This is a genomic window from Methylobacterium bullatum (assembly GCF_014845095.1).
Lineage (GTDB): Bacteria > Pseudomonadota > Alphaproteobacteria > Rhizobiales > Beijerinckiaceae > Methylobacterium > Methylobacterium bullatum.
In genome coordinates this window covers 1-1,730 of record NZ_NKUG01000309.1, presented here as the reverse complement: position 1 = coordinate 1,730, position 1,730 = coordinate 1, and the positions used below count along the sequence as shown (strand labels likewise).

Below are 1,730 nucleotides of genomic sequence, written 5' to 3'. Positions count from 1 at the left end.
CCGCCGCCCCGCCCAAGGCCGCCGAGCCGCTGACGATCATCTACGCCAGCGAATCCGGCAATTGCGAAGCCCTGGCCGGGTCCGTGGCCAAGCTCGCCAAGAAAAGCGGCTTCAAGCCGAAGGTGGTGGATTTCGCCGACCTCGACGTCGCCACGCTGACGGACTCCAAGAACCTCATCGCCATCGCGGCGACCTGGGGCGAAGGTGAGCCTCCGGCCCGCGCCACCCGCGCCTACAACGAGCTGATGGGCGACGGCGCTCCCCGCCTCGACGGCGTGACCTTCGGTGTGCTGGCCTTGGGTGACACCTCCTATGTGGAGTTCTGCGCCATCGGGAAGGCGCTCGACGCGCGGTTCGAGGCACTGGGCGGCAAGCGCGGCGCCGAGCGGGCCGATCTCGATCTCGATTTCGACAAGCCCGCCGCCGACTGGATCAAGAACACGCTGAAGGCGCTGGCGCCCGCGCCGAGCGCCGACAACGTCGTCGCGGTGGATTTCGCCGGCCGCGCCGCCGCCGAGGACGACGATGCCGAGCCGAGCCGCGAGCCGGTGGTGGTGGAGGTGGTGGATCACATCAACCTCAACTCGTCGCTCTCCGACAAGGAGACGATCCATCTGGCCCTCGAATTCGAGGACGGCGCTCCGGCCTACGAGCCGGGCGATTCGCTCGAAATCTATCCCGAGAACGATCCGGCCCTCGTCGAGGACATCCTCAAGGCGACGAATCTCACCGGCGACGAGGCCCTGCGCAAGGCGTTACTGTCCGAGCGCGACATCACCACACTCTCGGCCACCACCGTGGAGCGGTTCGCCAAGGCGACGGGCCATGCCGAGGCGCAGAAGCTCATCGACAGCGGCGAGCTGCGGGCCTGGATCGAGGGGCGCCACCTCATCGATCTGATCGAGACCTTTCCGGCCACCCTCTCGGCCGAGCATCTCAACACCATCACCCGTCCCCTGCCCCCGCGCGCGTACTCCATCGCTTCCTCGCGCAAAGAGGTCGGCGACGAGGTCCATCTCGTCATCGCCGCCGTGCGCTACGAGACGCATGGGCGGTCACGCTCGGGCGTCACCTCGGTGCAGGTCGCCGACCGGATCAAGAACGGAAGCAAGCTGCGCGTGAAGCTGAAACCGAACCGGCATTTCCGCCTGCCGCAGGACCCGGCCACCGACATCATCATGGTCGGCCCCGGCACCGGCGTCGCTCCTTTCCGTGCCTTCGTTCAGGAACGCCGCGCGATCGAGGCCACCGGCCGCTCGTGGCTGTTCTTCGGTGACCGTCAGTTCACCCACGACTTCCTCTACCAGCTCGAATGGCAGGAGGCCCTGGAGGACGGCTCGCTCACGAAGATCGACGTGGCCTTCTCCCGCGACCAGCCCGAGAAGATCTACTTGCAGGACCGTATCCGCCACCACGCCAAGGAAGTGGTGGAATGGCTCGACGGCGGCGCCAGCTTCTACGTCTGCGGCGACGCGAACCGGATGGCCAAGGACGTGCGCAATGCCGTCGTCCAGGCCTATGCGGAGGTCAAATCGCTGAGCGAAACCGATGCCGAGGCCGCGGTGGCGGCGCTGGAGCGGGCGCATCGCTACCAGCAGGACGTTTACTAGGGCGCGTCGTCCCTCCCCCGCGCGAACGGGGGGATGCGCATGCAGCGCCCCGACTATGAACTGAACAAGACCGGATCATCGCCATGGACGACCTGACCCCTCCCCGCACCTACGAGCCCC

At 67.3% G+C, this 1,730-nt stretch carries 1 protein-coding gene; it reads left to right on the top strand.

Annotation, left to right across the window (positions count from 1 at the left end; all coding sequences use genetic code 11):
* On the top strand, nt 1-1,610 hold a 1,610-nt coding region (locus tag MBTS_RS23350; protein WP_192216611.1), incomplete at its 5' end, for a diflavin oxidoreductase.
* Nucleotides 1,611-1,730: the final 120 nt, after the last annotated feature.